General features: G+C 43.4%; 11 protein-coding genes. All 11 read left to right on the top strand.

Translation table 11 applies throughout. The features are described from left to right. Position 1 precedes the first annotated feature (1 nt). Positions 2-1,120, top strand: a complete 1,119-nt coding sequence (gene rodA / locus LJ740_RS09640; protein WP_229528854.1) for a rod shape-determining protein RodA — start codon at positions 2-4, stop codon at positions 1,118-1,120. Positions 1,121-1,197: 77 nt separating this feature from the next. Then, a complete protein-coding gene (gene mltB / locus LJ740_RS09635; RefSeq protein WP_229528853.1) occupies positions 1,198-2,229 on the top strand; it encodes a lytic murein transglycosylase B in 1,032 nt (343 codons plus the stop codon). A 1-nt stretch (position 2,230) separates the two neighbouring features. Further along, positions 2,231-3,028, top strand: a complete 798-nt coding sequence (locus LJ740_RS09630; protein ID WP_229528852.1) for a septal ring lytic transglycosylase RlpA family protein — start codon at positions 2,231-2,233, stop codon at positions 3,026-3,028. Positions 3,029-3,144: 116 nt separating this feature from the next. Next, positions 3,145-4,317 (top strand): serine hydrolase, encoded by a 1,173-nt coding sequence (locus LJ740_RS09625; RefSeq protein ID WP_229528851.1) that lies wholly within the window; start codon positions 3,145-3,147, stop codon positions 4,315-4,317. Between the two features lie 109 nt (positions 4,318-4,426). Beyond that, positions 4,427-4,690 (top strand): DUF493 family protein YbeD, encoded by a 264-nt coding sequence (gene ybeD, locus LJ740_RS09620; RefSeq protein WP_229528850.1) that lies wholly within the window; start codon positions 4,427-4,429, stop codon positions 4,688-4,690. Positions 4,691-4,693: 3 nt separating this feature from the next. Then, on the top strand, positions 4,694-5,329 hold the full coding sequence (lipB, locus tag LJ740_RS09615; protein ID WP_229528849.1) for a lipoyl(octanoyl) transferase LipB: 636 nt from the start codon (positions 4,694-4,696) through the stop codon (positions 5,327-5,329). Next, the gene (gene lipA / locus LJ740_RS09610) at positions 5,322-6,314 is read left to right on the top strand and encodes a lipoyl synthase (RefSeq protein ID WP_229528848.1); all 993 of its coding nucleotides are present in this window, start codon (positions 5,322-5,324) and stop codon (positions 6,312-6,314) included. The genes lipB and lipA overlap by 8 nt, the downstream gene beginning before the upstream one ends. 43 nt (positions 6,315-6,357) lie before the next feature. After that, positions 6,358-8,085 (top strand): hypothetical protein, encoded by a 1,728-nt coding sequence (locus tag LJ740_RS09605; protein ID WP_229528847.1) that lies wholly within the window; start codon positions 6,358-6,360, stop codon positions 8,083-8,085. Positions 8,086-8,371: 286 nt separating this feature from the next. Then, the gene (locus LJ740_RS09600; RefSeq protein ID WP_229528846.1) at positions 8,372-9,643 is read left to right on the top strand and encodes a restriction endonuclease-related protein; all 1,272 of its coding nucleotides are present in this window, start codon (positions 8,372-8,374) and stop codon (positions 9,641-9,643) included. Then, positions 9,643-13,044 (top strand): hypothetical protein, encoded by a 3,402-nt coding sequence (locus LJ740_RS09595; RefSeq protein WP_229528845.1) that lies wholly within the window; start codon positions 9,643-9,645, stop codon positions 13,042-13,044. The genes LJ740_RS09600 and LJ740_RS09595 overlap by 1 nt, the downstream gene beginning before the upstream one ends. 17 nt (positions 13,045-13,061) lie before the next feature. Next, positions 13,062-15,671, top strand: coding sequence for an RNaseH domain-containing protein (locus LJ740_RS09590; RefSeq protein WP_229528844.1), 2,610 nt, complete (start codon positions 13,062-13,064; stop codon positions 15,669-15,671). The last annotated feature ends 100 nt before the right edge of the window (positions 15,672-15,771 follow it).

The raw sequence follows: 15,771 nt of genomic DNA, 5'->3' as shown, positions 1-15,771 counted from the left end.
AATGAATTCTGAAAAAATGGACGCCAGAAATCAGTCGTTCCTGTATAAACTTCATCTGGATGGGCCATTGTTATTGGGTTTATTAACCCTGATGATAGTAGGTCTGTTTACTATCTATTCTGCGGGTGGACAAGACTGGGATCTGGTGCAGCGCCAGATAATTCGGCTTGGACTGGCCACGACAGTGATGTTTTTGTTAGCGCAGGTCTCTCCTACTGTGTTCCGCCGACTTTCAGTGTATGTCTATATCGTTGGTGTATTGCTACTGGTGGCCGTTCTGGTGATCGGGGTAACCGGTAAAGGTGCGCAGCGCTGGTTAGATTTAGGTTTTTTCCGCTTCCAACCTTCAGAACTGTTAAAGCTGGCCGTGCCCATGATGGTAGCCTGGTATATCGGCCGTAAAGATCTGCCGCCGCGCACTCTCAATGTTTTAGCGGCATTAGTTTTAGTGGTCACGCCCACATTACTGATTGCCAAACAACCCGATTTAGGTACCTCATTGCTGATTGCAAGCTCGGGCATTTTTGCCATATTTCTGGCCGGTATACGCTGGAAATTACTCAGCTTCTTTGCCGTCGCAGTATCGGCATTTACGCCCATTTTGTGGTTCTTTTTAATGAAGGATTATCAAAAACAGCGGGTTTTAACTTTTCTGAATCCCGAATCTGACCCCTTGGGTTCAGGTTATCACATCATTCAGTCCAAAATTGCCATTGGCTCAGGTGGCATGGAAGGTAAAGGCTGGCTACAGGGCACGCAATCACAACTGGAGTTTTTACCGGAACGCCACACGGATTTTATTTTTTCTGTGTTTAGCGAAGAATTTGGGTTTCTTGGTGTCATATTATTGATTTGCCTGTATTTATTTATAGTGTCCAGGGGCATGTATATCGCCATGAGAGCACAGGAAGCATACAGTAAATTACTGGCAGGCAGTATCACCCTTACCTTCTTCGTTTACGTGTTTGTGAATATGGGCATGGTATCCGGAATATTGCCGGTTGTTGGTGTGCCATTGCCTTTAGTGAGTTATGGTGGAACATCAATGGTGACATTAATGGCAGGATTTGGCATTCTTATGTCAGTGGCGACAAGGCGAAAGTTACTTTCGCGGGAATAATCGCCCAATAAAAATCAGACCAAAGCAATGCGGGATAACAACAATAACAAAATCCCCAGTAAACAGAGGCTATTGGCATGTGTGCGCTAAAAAAATCAATAAGGCAACTTAAGCTTGCCCTGTTCGGCTGTGTGTCATTGACTGCGGCCACCTTAAGTTATGCAGCTCCTCAGGAAAGCAACGATCCCGTTGCCACTGAACAGGAAGTTGAACAATTCATCTCAGATACCATTGAAGAATATGGGCTGGACGGCAAATTTGTCAGAGATACAGTTAACGCCGCCAGTATAAATTCCAAGGTATTGGAAGCCATTGCCCGTCCCTGGGAAGCGAAGCCCTGGTATCAGTACTATCCGATATTTTTAACCGAAAAACGCCTGGAACGCGGCCTCGCGTTTTGGCAAAAACACCGAAAAACGCTGGCCAGAGCAGAAGCAGAACTAGGCGTCCCGGCTCACATTATTGTCGCCATTATCGGTGTGGAAACGTTTTATGGTTCCTATACCGGCACCTATTCTGTTTTAGATGCCTTGTATTCGCTGGGTTTTCACTATCCACCTCGCGCAGCTTTCTTTAAGAAGGAGCTGGGCCAATATCTAAAGTTGGTAAGTGAAGAAGGCTGGGACCCACTGGCAGCCAGAGGCTCTTATGCGGGTGCCATGGGTTGGGGACAGTTTATCAGCTCCAGCTATCGCCATTACGCCATTGATTTTGACGGGGACAGTCAGCGAGACCTTTTGAACAACCCCGTAGATGCAATTGGTAGTGTGGCCAATTACTTTAAACAACACAAATGGCAAACCGGCGAAGCTGTGGCTTTCAAAGCCAGTATCGGAAATGAGCAAGCGCTGGAATTGGTGGAAAGTGACTTAAGCATCAATCATAGCTGGAAAGAACTCTCTGAAGCCGGTGTTCTGTTACAAGATACTATCCAGCCATCACCCGATACACCGGCAAAACTATTGGCTTTGGAGCTGGAAGAAGGAAAAGAGTATTGGGTAGTACTGGATAACTTCTATGTGATTACCCGCTACAACCATAGCCCGCTATATGCCATGGTGGTATTCAAACTCAGTGAACAACTCAGAGCAGCGATGCAGAGGCAGTGATATGGAACGCTTACTGGTCTTATCGTTAGCCTTGTTGTTTACAGGCTGTGCGTCTACCGATCGCTACAGCCAAAAACACGATTCCGCCCCCCGGCAAACGCCGCTGGAGGTCAGCCTCAATGATGCACAACCACAATATGTGGAATATAAAGAGGCCAACAATCGTCCCTATACCGTGTTGGGCAGGCATTATTTCCCTATTCCGGAGGGCAAAGGTTACGAAGCTGAGGGCGAGGCATCCTGGTACGGCCAAAAGTTTCACGGCCACCTGACCGCGAATGGTGAAATTTACAATATGTATGACATGACAGCAGCGCATAAAACCCTGCCGCTGCCCTCTTTTGTAAAAGTCACGAATACCCAAAATAACAAAACCGCCATCGTTCGGGTAAATGATCGCGGGCCATTCCACAACAACCGAATTATCGACTTGTCGTGGGCGGCCGCAAAAAAACTGGATGTGCTGAAAACCGGTACGGCCCAGGTGAAACTGGAAGTCATTCACGTTGACGAAGCGGGCGTAGTGACCATTGGTAAAGTGCAGCAAACACCATCAAAAACGCCGGAACAAAAAGGCACCTTTATTCAGGTTGCCGCGCTTTCAGACAGCCAGAAAGTGTCTGAACTGGCTAAGGGGTTAGCACAGCTTTATCAGGTACCCACTCATACGCCGGAAGCCGGAGGTGTGTTTCGTTTGAGGCTGGGTCCACTGAGCAGTGATATCGACCCGGAAAAATTATTGCAGGAATTAAGAAGCAGTGGTTTTTCTGAGGCTTATAAATTAGTGGCTGCAGACTGACACACAAATTTTAACGAATGGTTTTTTATTACGTCGTAGGGATCTGTTATATTACGGCGAATTTTCTCAGTCTCAACGGATGAGATCAAACAGCAACCTATAAAGTCGGATTGAAAATGTTAAGAAACAACAAGCTTTATTCTTTTGTTGCCGCTGTCGCGCTCTCTGTGAGTGCCATTTCAAACAGTATTGCAGCAGTCATTGTGCCTCCCGCCCCTGAGGTCAATGCCCAGGGTCACATTCTCCTGGATTATCAAACCGGGCACATTATTTCGGAACAAAATGCCGATATCAGACTGAATCCCGCCAGCCTGACTAAAATGATGACCTTATATGTTATCGGTCAGGAGTTAAATGCCGGGAATATTGCCCTGACCGATATGGTGACGATCTCCGAAAACGCCTGGGCTAAGAACTTCCCTGATTCATCTAAGATGTTTATCGAAGTAGGCACAGAGGTTTCCGTAGAAGACCTGATCCACGGCATTGTGGTGCAAAGTGGCAATGATGCTTGCGTTGCCATGGCTGAACATATTGCCGGAAGCGAATCTGCATTCGCCACCATGATGAACTCCTATGCCGCCAAACTAGGCATGAGTTCCACCAATTATGTGAACAGTCACGGACTGCACGACGAAAGCCACTACACCTCACCGCGCGACATGTCGCTGTTGGCTAAAGCCCTGATCCGCGATGTGCCAGAAGCCTACAAATATTACTCAGTTAAAGAGTTTACCTATAACGGCATAAAGCAATACAACCGCAATAGTTTGTTGTGGGATCGCAGTATGAGTGTAGACGGCATTAAAACTGGCTACACATCCGATGCTGGTTACAGCCTTATTACCTCAGGTACACAGGATGATATGCGCTTGATCAGCGTGGTAATGGGAACGGAGAGCGAAAGAGCCCGCAAAGTTGAAAATAAAAAGTTATTAAAATACGGTTTCCGCTTCTTTGAAACCATTACGCCTTACACCGCAGGGGAAAGTTTTGTTTCCCATCGTATTTTTATGGGCGATCGCGATACCGTAGATTTAGGCATCACAGTAGATACCCCGATCACCATCCCAAGAGGCCAACGCAAAAACCTGCAGGCGAATTTTGAACTGAACAAAAAGCTCGAAGCACCGCTGGAAAAAGGCGAAGTAGTCGGCACCCTGTACCTGCAACTGGAAGGTGAAGACATTGCCGAGTATCCATTGGTTACGCTGCAGTCTGTCGCTGAAGGGGGCTTTTTTGATCGCATGACCGATTACATCAAGCTCAAACTAGGTATGGACAATTAAGATTCCACTTTTTGTCGCCCCGCCCGGGGCGACTCCCAGCGTTTATATATCTCATCCGATTACATTCAGGTATAATGACAGGCTATTTTGTTTTATTTGAGTAGAAGTCATGGATACGCGTTTTGATGAACTACTGGATTTTCCCTGCAACCAAACGTTTAAAGTTATGGGTGTGGCCGGGGAACAACTTCCGCTGGATGTAATTGCTTGTCTTCAGCAACACGCTCCGGGTGATTATCACCCAACGATTAAGCCCAGCTCTAAAGGTAATTATCATTCGGTTTCTGTCAGTGTCAGAGTCACCAGCAAAGAACACATGGAAACCATCTACACAGAATTGGGGAACCTGGAACTGGTCAGGGTTGTTTTGTAATTGATGATTGTCAGACAATTAGGAACACAAGATTACATTCCTATCTGGAATGCCATGCAGTCTTTCACTGACAACCGTGACAAAGACACACCTGATGAAATCTGGTTGGTAGAACACAATCCGGTGTTTACGCAAGGTCAGGCCGGTAAAGAAGAACATATCTTAGCCCCGGGTGATATTCCGATTGTGCAGGTAGATCGTGGTGGGCAAGTGACCTACCATGGCCCGGGTCAACAAATGATGTATATCTTATTAGATATTCGCAGGCTTAAAACCGGTGTCAGAGAGTTGGTTACTGCGCTGGAACAATGTATCGTCAACACCCTTAGCAAAGATGGTATTGAAGCCTATCCAAAGGCCGATGCACCTGGAGTATATGTTAACCAGCAGAAAGTCTGTTCAGTTGGATTGCGCATTCGCAAAGGCTGTTCATTTCACGGATTGGCGTTTAACGTTAATATGGACTTAGCGCCCTTTCAGCGCATAAACCCTTGTGGTTATCAGGGACTGGAAATGACCGACAGTGCCCGATTAGGGGGCATAGCTAACATGCAAGACGCCGGCAAAGCCATTGTGCAAGCATTTTGTTCTTTACTGAACATTCAGGATTTACAATTTATAGAAGGTTTCAATGAGTAATGCTAAACCCGCTGCAGGTGTGAAACTGCGCGATGATGAAAAAGTAAAGCACATACCAATCACCATCATTCCGACCGAAAAGGCAGAGATGTTGCGCAAACCTGAGTGGATAAAAATTAAATTACCACGCACGACTGATCGCATAGAAAATATCAAAAAAACGCTGCGCGCCAATAAACTCCATTCAGTCTGTGAAGAAGCCAGTTGTCCTAATCTGGCTGAATGTTTTAATCACGGCACAGCCACCTTTATGATCCTGGGTGACATCTGTACCCGTCGCTGTCCATTTTGTGATGTTGCGCACGGTAAACCACTACCACCCAGTGCGGAAGAGCCGCTAAAACTGGCAAAAACCATCGCAGAAATGCAATTAAAATACGTGGTTATCACCTCTGTTGACAGAGATGATTTACGCGATGGTGGTGCTCAACACTTTGTGGACTGTATCAACGCGATTCGCGAACACAGCCCAGCCACGAAAATAGAAGTACTGGTACCAGACTTCCGGGGCCGGATGGACCGCGCGCTGGAAATCTTTAAAGATGGCGCACCGGATGTGTTTAATCACAACCTGGAAACCATTCCGCGTTTGTATCGGGAATGTCGTCCCGGTGCAAATTATCAATGGTCACTGGACCTGTTAAAGAAATTTAAGGCGCAACACCCGGATGTTGCCACCAAGTCCGGACTGATGATGGGCATGGGTGAAGAGATCCCGGAAATTGAAGTGGTACTGGAAGACCTGCGCGCTCACGATGTGGACATGCTGACTCTGGGCCAATACCTGCAACCCAGTAAGCACCATTACCCGGTGAAGCGCTATGTGCATCCAGAAGAGTTTAATGCTCTTAAACGCAAGGCTGATGCACTTGGCTTTTTACATGCCGCCTGCGGTCCGCTGGTACGCTCCAGTTACCATGCTGATAAACAGGCTGCGGGTGAAGAAGTTGTGAGTTACAACCCTAATTTGGACCGTACAAAGTAATTTTGTACTGGAACATCACTATTTTGTACCAGAGAGCCAATAAATGAGGTCGGCAGGGATTCCAAGAATAAAGGAATTTCCTGCCGATGACCAATATTGGCGTGTCGACTGGTTCGGCGCTGTAAAGCAAAATCCAAATATACCCACCGAACCCTACATACAAATTCTCATAAGTCCTCTAGCTGAAAACAGCCTAATCCACTCAGAACCAAAAGACCTTGCATCGTCTCGAAGCGTAATTAAAGAAAAGCAACAAACGATATTGATCGGCTCTGGTCAGCTGCCTTTAATTTCAATAGGTTCTATCTGGCACAATGGATACTGTCAGCCAGCCAAAGCAGGTAATACCGAAATCATTTATGGTCTCGATATTTCCCCCGAAACCACTCAAGTAATATCTGGTGGCCACAAAGTAGAAGATAAATATTTAATTCCACCCAACTTCTATACTTTCGGGAAAGCTACTGGCGCAAAGCTGGTAGCCATTAAACAGGGCGCAGATCCATACGGTGTATTAATCCCTATGATGGAACTGGTGCGCAGTTATTACGCCCTCTCCACAGATCTATCTCATGCGTTATTTGCTGGACATTACAAACATGATCTCAACCAGATAGTAAACTTTGAAAAATGTGGCTTTTTAAAGGCAGAGAATAAATGTGTAGTGCATTTGCGCCAACACATGAGTGACGAAGACGGTTGGATTATTGGTCGCATACTAAACTCCTTGGATGCCTGGCGAGGCGCTACCCTACCTCACGATTCGATGATGAAAAACGCTGTTAATAATCAGTATGCTTACATTGAAAGCCAGTTCCCATTCCAAGGAACCACAAACATCACGGTGAGATTTAAAAGAATTAAGTCACTCAAAGATAATTCCTGGAGAACGTTAGTGCTGTCTATAGATCATTGTTCAGCTGCTTTCCCCTTCAAAGATATGCTTCTGGATAGAGACAACAACAACCTCAAAGGTGATCCGGCTAATGCTCTTCCTGCAGACCAGAAAAAGCCCGCGTTCCCCAAACCTAATGCCAAAACCAGTAAAGGTGACAAACCACTACAAAGTAAAAATGAGCCAGACAATCAATGCTCCAATGAGCGTATTCCGCTACCTACAGATAAATTTTCAGCGTTAGCGGGGAAACGGCCTGAAAAGCCAACCAAAGAACAGTGCGAATATATGAGCAAACCGGTTATTCCTAGTCCAAATAAACCTTCAAATGAGCTTGGTACAGGTAGTGGCGGCAAAAAACAAAACGGTACGGGTAAAGGTAATTTAGATCAACACCGAACACGGCGCAAAGGCCTTCCCGCAAGCTTTAAAGTATTCGAAGAGGCCATTTCATTACTTAATAAGAAAGATGGCTTCAGTGCTCGTTTGAGAGCTTTGGACGAGTCAACAGAGTATATTCCCTTAACTAAACCAGCCACTCAACGACAATGGTCGTATCTGGATTCAGAAACCTACACAAGACGACAAGTGATCATTGCCGACATTTATCATGCAGGGAAATGGTATAGTCTGATTGAGTTCGAGTTAAGAAAATCGGACAGGTGTAATGTGGCACTCTGTTATTCTAGTTCAGGCCAAATCCTCTCGAATCAATTAATGAACCGGATTCTATTTCAAGCAGCGAGGAGTCGCGGAGTCTGGCAAAACATTGAGCAGCTGCGAATATTATCCGTTGATATTGAATCTATGAAGCACACGTGGTCATCTGAAAGCGACTTTTATACTTCAGTCCACACAAAGATACTGAAGAGCTAAGTTTTTCTGCACATGCATTTGTAAAAATGGGATAAGTAGAACCTTTTGGGGAAAATTACAAAGTCCGGAAAGTCTTTCTATTTATGATTCCCGCCCAGCCTTTCCGTTCATCAACAATGGAATTTCACATAGGCCCGATTAAGGCCTTCCGGTTTACCAAGCGCTGACTTTCCTAAAATGCAGATCCCCCTCCATCGGTTTGATAATTTCCCTTATACCTTCTTTACATATGGAAAGAAGGTATGTATCTTGGGGTAAAATTGTCCACTTCAGGATGGTAAGTTCAATGCTGTTGGCCGCATTGCATAAAATGTTTGGGCGAGAGCGTGGTTGGAAAAACTCCGCATTGAAGCACTTAAGGGTGAGTCGTCCCACGCTAGATAGATACATTCGACTGGAGGAATCTGGGAACCTGCAAAAAATTCCGATTGAGATTCTTGAATTGCTGGGAATAGCAACTTTCAGTCAAGTCCGTTCTACGCCCTATGAAATGGTCAACCTGTTTGCTCTTGGGCTGGTAGAAATACAGCAACAACTCGATAGATTTGGGCATATTCATGCGCCTTATCCAGAAGCATTACAAAGAGCTTTTCATATCGCAAGTGCATTCAATATCGAAAGTGAATCTGATTACCCCACTAGTCTGGCACGACTAATCTCAGTGTCAAAGCAGCCCATATACCTTTGGTGTCCAGATTATATGGATGGAGAGCATGGTGAGTTTTATGGTGAGAGCTGCCTTCTTAACTCTGGTACAATTACTACGGACTGCTCCACTATTGCAGCTCTCGTAGGGAAAGATGCGGAGGTCGAGTTCTATAGTTTCCTAATGAACATATGTAAGGAGTTGGGTGATAGAGGTGCCGATTACTATAGCGCCTGGAGAAAGGTTGTAATCGAAAATCCAGTGGCCGAATCGCACACAGATTTATTAACCAAAAGTACTCCAATACTCTTAACATATGCCTCCTCCACGAAGGAACTAATTAATAAATTCTACGAACTATTGCCTGCCTGGTATGCAGAAGATGGAAAAATTCCATGCTGCCCAACTACTCAAGCTCAACTTAGAAAAACAAGGACCGGTTATAGCACTGAATTTAGAGACCCTCTTGCTACAAAGGCCCTCGCAGAAAAAGGTCCTGTTTGGAGAGAATACACTCCTAGTTTTCTTGAACTCAAACGACCACTTCGATTTTTTTGGTGCTATCCCGGTTATCACGAGTTGGCGCTTGGGAATCAACTAAAGGAGTTAGGATGGGATGTTGAAATGTGGCCAGACTATGACGCGGTCGATCTGCTGGTTCAAAAGAAGTGGCATGGTGAAAGATTTGCCATTGATGTAAAGGATTACATCTCACCAATATCACTAGCAAGGAACTTTAAAGGGTTTCAACGTTATCCAAACCATAAGAAACTAATTCTCGTCCCTGATTATCTATACAAACAAATGCCTCATTATCAAGAGATGTTTAATCGAGCACGAAAATCCGCTCTGGCCGAGAGCGTTCAATTGATGTCCTTTAGTGACTTTATTGATAAATTGGAGGGCAGGTAATGAGGGATTTAAGCTCATACATCTCAGAGTACAAAGATATCAGTCTAATCGACACAGAACGCTACATTATCAAGGATGTTGCTATAGTAGAGCTTTGTCTGTATTTCCTAAGCGAATATTGTCCTGATGAGAATGTTTCTATCATTCCGGGGTTGATGCAGGGACATTTAACCAGCAAGCAATCTGACGAGTTTCAAAAAGCAGCTTTTACTCTTCGTCAATATGCTGGAAACCTCAGTAGTCAACTGGCTTGGCGAAAAGCACAAGCAAACCACTCTTTAATGTCTAATGCTACAGCATTTTCAATTAATGACGGAAAAGTCGCTCGGAATCGAATCAAAAACGATAGTCTGAATATTTTTCTAGCTGAGACACTTAAGAATAGTGCCTCATATCTGAATCGGAAGGTGGAGTATCCAAAATATGGGACGGGTTACGTCAAGGCCGGCTTTAAGAAGAGTATTGTTGATATAAGTATTCCAGATATTGAACCAAAACGCTTTGAAAGAGTTCAGCTAACAAAAAGAAGTATTAATCCTCCAATATTTATCTCATGGAGTTACCTATATCAAGTTGCAAGGGATGTTGATGCTAGAGAGTCCTCTTCAAGCTTTCCAAAATGGCTAGATCCTTTAAACCTTGAAGGTCGACTAAAACGCGTAAAAATTAAAAACTTCAATAGTGACTTTTGCCAATCGGATGGAATAAGGTTAGATCAAAGCATGCACTTGGTTGGAATGCTCTCTAGCGGAAAAAGCACCTTGCTCCAAGCTTTGCTTTTTGCCCTTGTTGGAACGGAGTATAAAAAGCGCGTTTTGTTTTTAGTTCCAGACACTGCAACGGCTACAAAAGTGGTAGCAAGACTTAAGGCTCATGGAATTAGCGATTCAACTGTTCTTAGCTCATTGTTTAATAGAGATGAGCATCTTGGAATGATTCACTGGAATGCTCAGGGTTTCCCTTCAGATGAATCCTTAAATGCCATTTCTGCATTGACTGAGAACTTTGAAACAGCTTGCCCATTAATGGGCTTCCAAAAGAATATTTCAACACTTGGTAAACCGTCAGAACAAGAAGCATCAATTTACGAAAAGCCTTGTCACCAAATCTACCAATCAGCTGGGTCGAGCAACAGTTTGACCTGTCCTTTAATTCACAGCTGCCCAACGCACAATCAACAAAGGCAACTAAATGATGCACGAGTAGTAGTAATGACGCCTCAAGCATTCCTTCATATGACACCTGATAAGTCTCATGTTTCAGAAAGCTTGTCCTTCCCAGAGTTCTTCCAATATCAGTCTGATATCGTGCTCGTCGATGAAGCAGACCATGTGCTAAGCACCTTTGATAAGGAATGTGCCCAGGAGGTTGACCTTCTCTCAGGCAGTGAAAATGCGTTCGTATCATCGAATCAAAGAGCCCTTGCCTCATCACTAACAGAGCTCTCGGGGAGTCAATACCAAGCACTATCTAACGTCAGATGGCATCATGAGCTGAATCAACTCCAAAGCTCTATCTCTGCAACATTTCATGTTTTGCTTCAGTACGGAGAAAAGCTGAAGTGGATTACTGATGGGAGAACATTCACAGGTCTAAGTATCTTATCTGATCTGTCAAAAAAGAGTTCTAATTCCGAAGAATCCCATTTGGAAATGGAACAAGTTTCCTTACTCGGAAGCATGCTCTATTCGGGAAATATTAAGCATCGGGACGGACATGCAGATTATGATAAAGATAAGCTTAACAAGACCTACGCATCAGCGTATTCAAAACTTTTGAATTTGCAAGATGATGTCATTAAATCAGTAGTATCTGAAGAGTTGCAAGCTGTTATTGATGATCTTAGTGGCGAGCTCAATGGGGGGTGTTTATCGATTTTTTCAAACGTATCAGTCAATAAACCTACTGATGAAAAAAAGAAGCGATATAAAAACCAACCTCCTGAAGATAGCGATGAACGCGCATACGCGATAGTGTTGTCGCTACTTACTAACTTAACCCTATCTAGCTTTTCATATTTAGTTCGAAATCAAGCTGCCGTCGAAGAAGATTTCGATTTAAGTAAAAATGATACATTTAGAGAAGCCAACAGAATATTTCGTCATTTCGGCTCGATCATTCCAAAGCCCTTATTCGGTACGGTATTTGGATTAACCTTCGAGTCGATGTCAGATTCAGCGAAAGGTGGAACATTAAAATTAGTGAACCATCTGGGAGTAGGCAGATACCTTCTAACTCACTTAAATCAGCTTCTTAAATCAGATGGGCAAGCAGGCCCACATGTGCTGCTTGTTTCTGGCACATCTTGGGCTGGCGGAGGTTCTGAAGATGCATCTCCTATTTATGATATCCAATTGCCAGTTAAGGCTATATTGGAACAGCCTCAAGAAGAACTCGAATCTCTAAAGTACAGTCGGTTTGAGTTGGTATCTCTAAAGGAGAATCCAATACGAGTTTCTGGATTACCACCGGCGGAAAGAAAGCAGAACCTCAGGCTTATTGCAAATGAACTCGTAAAATCCAGACCTACGGGCACATTTCTTCGTGAAAAGTGGTTAACCCTTGAAAAGTATTGGAAAGAAAATGGGGAGATTGCAAAAGACCGGCGGAGAGCCCTTCTAGTTACAAATAACTATGAAGATGCGAAGTGTGTTGCCAACCAGTTGACTTCAACAGCCGGTTTGTCTCATCCGGTCTATTGCTTGGTTAGTGATCAAACTGTGAGAAAAGGAGCGCAAAAGCAAAGCGATAGTCGAGCTGATGAACCACTTTCTCCAAGTGTAAATATTGTCCCTCGGTCCAAGGTCGAAGAGTTTGGCCATACTCCTTCCGGGAGTATTTTGGTAGCTCCTTTAACACCAATTTCTCGTGGTCACAACATCATTACAAAGGATGGTTACGCTGCCATTAGCACTATTTTTTTTCTACACAGGCCACACCCACGACCTGATGATTATACAAGTGTAATCGGCATGGTGAACAAGCTTGCTCTTAATTTTATGAATGGCTCTATTGGGCCACTGGATGGAGACTTGTCGAAACTACAGCGGTGGTACTCAAAAGCAGCAAAAGTAGCAGTGGCAAATGGGTTTGATTTACGAACGTCATACAGCTATATGCCTGAAATATCGCGAAAACAATTCTCATGGGATTTGATGACTTCAGTATGGCAAACAATAGGGCGGGGAATAAGGAAAGGTGTTCCAATATATGTCGGTTTTATGGATAGTCAATTTTCGCCAGGAACTTTCAGCTCCCCGCCAAAAGCTGATACTTGCAGCTCAAGTTGCTTACTTCAAATGAAAGAAACCCTATCAGAGTCATTTGACAGCAAGGAGGGTGAGATAGCTAAAACCCTTTACCTTCCGCTATTTGATGCACTTGAATCACTCTATAACTGAAAAAAGGAAGTCAATTAATGAAATCGCAATTACATCCAATGGTTTACGAATTTGATGTTCCTGCACTTGGTGATGTCGAGATCAAAACATTCTACCTTCCAGAACAAATATACAAATATGTACTTGAAAAACAAGGCCTAAAAGATAACTACAACCCAGACCTTGGAGGCCTATCGGCCATTTTAGGTTGGGCTGCATCAGATATAGATCTAGTAACAATCGACAAAAATAAAAACGGCCAAAAAACACTTGTATTGTGGGCATTAAACTCGAATATCGAGTTAACGATTTTGCATGAGCAAATAATAAGGGCCCTACATCTATGGCTTAGCTTCACAGGTACAGGAGAGCCAAACGAGGTACAAAACCTATTTGAAAGAAATAGCAAGACTATGCTTTCTAGTTGGATAATTGAAAATATAGATACAACTTTAAATACAACTCGCACTTGTGTCTTCCCTAACAATTATAGAGTGTTCGATATCCTTACTTTGATCGGATCAAAAGCGCTAGAAGGTGAGCTAATCAATCAAGGTACACCTTGGGAAGGAGAGCTAGTCAGTGAGGGGCCAGTACGTACACTTTATCCCGGAAAGCAGCTTTTAAGATACAAGCCTTCAATAATTCAAAATGATAACGGAAATCAAAAAGGACTTTGGACCGAGTGTATCAAAGTGTTTTCTTTGTCTTCGCCAGAAAAAAGCCGACTCAGAATTGGGGTTAAATTTAGCATTAGAAATTATATTGAGGTTCACCCTGCTCGCTTATCGAAAGATAAAGCTCGCAAGCTCGATATATTTATTCCATCTGATCAACACTTGTCACCTGGGGCAAGTAGGATGCGTTGCATATCATTAGATATTAAGAAAACTGACTATTTGGTGGCGATAAATGAAGTCCAAAAGGATTTCAGTAATGATCGAAAGGTAATTAATTCGATCACTGAATTCTCAGGCATAAAAACAGAGCCTGAAGAGATCGGCATGAGGCCAATCTTAAATGATAAACTCATGATGCTGCCAAGATTCGGTTCTGGACATGGAGACAAGTGGGCTCCAGCGGGAACAGGCACTGCCCACCCTGATAAAGAAAACTATTTGAGTATGCTTGATAAATTGTTTGAGCAGAGTGGGTTCACACGAATAACCGTTGATAAAAAATCAAATCGACTTGGTAGTCCCAAGCTCAATCGGGTTGAATCGAAAGAAGATATTCTGGATTCAGTTCTCAGAACAATTAACTCATTAGGTTTAGACTTTTTAAGTATCCTTGTTTTTCAGTCAAGGAAATGTACACCAGATTTAGTAAATAACGCAATTGCTGACGTATTAGGCCCTTCTGAAGTAGCAGGCGGCCGTATGGTTTTTAAAAATGGACTGATCTTAAAACTAAAATTTGTACCTTCTGGTCAATTAGATCAACTGGTGGAAGATGTAAATCAAGAGAAAATCAAAGCATTAGATTGGCGAGTGCGTTCAAAGGAGTTCAATAGACAAAGGAGTATTAAAAGCGGTGAAGCTCAAACGCTAATCGATAATCACATATCTGAGCACGTTGACGGAATTAATGGCCCATGGTTAGCACTTGTGGAAATGAACCAAGTATTAAAAGATAAATATGAAAGCCGCGATCCATATAACCTTGTTTATGCCGGGATCTCTAAGCATGGAGGTGTAGCTCAGGTAACGCTCTATGATTCAAATTCAAAAGATGAAATACAAGATAATGACAAGTACATATATGAGCATTGCATTCTTGATTTAATAAGGTCTCTAGGGGCTCCTGCAATCCAAAACAAAAACATTAGATTGTCAGCATGGACGGTTGTTAATACTAATACGGTATATTCCTATAAGCCCGGAAAAAAAATGGGAGTAATTACCCCTCTTTATGCCCAGTTTGATGGTGAGCAGTTATTAGTGTCTTTTTTAAAGTCGGAAAACGAAATAGTATCCCTGCCATATAGCAAAGCTATTAGAGAAATATCACTTGGTAATTTTTACGATGTTCGACAGCTTAAATTTCGAGCGAATCAGATAGCCAAGATTGAGCAGTTTTACGCAGATGTTGTACCAAACGACGGAGTGGAAACACTCACATTTGTGAATGCCACAAATATAAGATCTTTTGTCAAAGGGTTTACTAATGGGCAAGGGTTGGAGATTGATAACCTAGAGCTTGGGAAGATCGGTGATGCGGCACCAGTCAGAGTGATTGGCCCATCAGATAAAAACACTTTTGTTCGAATTGCTACTGAAGTAGAGAAAATGCCCAGTTATTGGGTGGAAAATAGTGCGCAGGGAGCCCCTAGCGGAGTATATCAAGAGCCTGAATCAGAAAGGACATTTTGGATAACTAGGGGACTGCCAACACCAACTCAGCAAGGCTCGAAGCACACCAATAAAGTCAGCAGATATGAAATGAGTGGTGATCAGTTCAAAAATAGGTATTCACCTTCACTCAGTGAAATATTTGTTCAAGTGCTTGGTGAATACGAAAAGGATGTCGAAAATGTTGTTGGCTTGACGCGCTCACTCATGCGGAGTCATATTACAACAGATAAGGACCAAACTATCTTGCCGTTTCCATTGCATGAGTTAGATGGGATGCTCAGCTCTGCCAAGTAATATCTAGTGCAAACCAGCTTTGTGTTTGATAATTGAATTCGCAGTATGCATGATGAGAGATACGAAATATTTTGATTTTAGGTTGAGCACCTGCATCTAT

Origin of the sequence: Planctobacterium marinum (assembly GCF_020687805.1) — a bacterium.
Classification (GTDB): domain Bacteria; phylum Pseudomonadota; class Gammaproteobacteria; order Enterobacterales; family Alteromonadaceae; genus Planctobacterium; species Planctobacterium marinum.
Note: the sequence above shows the minus strand (reverse complement) of the source record. Positions and strands in the feature narration are given on the sequence as shown.

Excerpts from the sequence above, each read along its gene's own strand:
- LJ740_RS09600 (WP_229528846.1), top strand. The coding sequence starts at position 8,372 with ATGCTGTTGGCCGCATTGCATAAAATGTTTGGGCGAGAGCGTGGTTGG.
- rodA (WP_229528854.1), top strand. The coding sequence starts at position 2 with ATGAATTCTGAAAAAATGGACGCCAGAAATCAGTCGTTCCTGTATAAA.
- mltB (WP_229528853.1), top strand. The coding sequence starts at position 1,198 with ATGTGTGCGCTAAAAAAATCAATAAGGCAACTTAAGCTTGCCCTGTTC.
- LJ740_RS09605 (WP_229528847.1), top strand. The coding sequence starts at position 6,358 with ATGAGGTCGGCAGGGATTCCAAGAATAAAGGAATTTCCTGCCGATGAC.
- LJ740_RS09590 (WP_229528844.1), top strand. The coding sequence starts at position 13,062 with ATGAAATCGCAATTACATCCAATGGTTTACGAATTTGATGTTCCTGCA.
- LJ740_RS09630 (WP_229528852.1), top strand. The coding sequence starts at position 2,231 with ATGGAACGCTTACTGGTCTTATCGTTAGCCTTGTTGTTTACAGGCTGT.
- ybeD (WP_229528850.1), top strand. The coding sequence starts at position 4,427 with ATGGATACGCGTTTTGATGAACTACTGGATTTTCCCTGCAACCAAACG.
- LJ740_RS09625 (WP_229528851.1), top strand. The coding sequence starts at position 3,145 with ATGTTAAGAAACAACAAGCTTTATTCTTTTGTTGCCGCTGTCGCGCTC.
- lipB (WP_229528849.1), top strand. The coding sequence starts at position 4,694 with ATGATTGTCAGACAATTAGGAACACAAGATTACATTCCTATCTGGAAT.
- LJ740_RS09595 (WP_229528845.1), top strand. The coding sequence starts at position 9,643 with ATGAGGGATTTAAGCTCATACATCTCAGAGTACAAAGATATCAGTCTA.
- lipA (WP_229528848.1), top strand. The coding sequence starts at position 5,322 with ATGAGTAATGCTAAACCCGCTGCAGGTGTGAAACTGCGCGATGATGAA.